General features: G+C 54.6%; 1 protein-coding gene. It reads right to left on the reverse strand.

The annotated features are described in order from the left end of the window. The coding region (locus MXD62_RS08950; RefSeq protein WP_251081456.1) for an HAD family hydrolase at window positions 1-252 on the reverse strand (252 nt) is incomplete at its 3' end. Window positions 253-260 lie beyond the last annotated feature (8 nt).

Consider the following 260-nt stretch of genomic DNA (forward strand, 5'->3'; position numbering starts at 1 on the left):
GTTTACGCCGACCGAGGTGACGCCGGCTGCTTTAGCCGCTTTTATATCGGAATCGCTGTCACCGACATAAAGAGTGGTTTGTGGCTCCGCTTGCAACAGCTTCATGGCCAGCAAAATCCCCTCCGGATGAGGTTTCGGTTCTGCCACATCGTCACCCGTGATCACAACAGGGAAGAAAGGAGCAAGCTGTAATTGTGCAATCGAAATCTCCGCGCTGTTGCTCCCCTTCCCTGTCACGATCCCAAGCTTCAGCCCTGCCT

It is taken from the genome of Frankia sp. Mgl5 (genome assembly GCF_023242985.1).
Lineage (GTDB): Bacteria > Actinomycetota > Actinomycetes > Frankiales > Frankiaceae > Parafrankia > Parafrankia soli.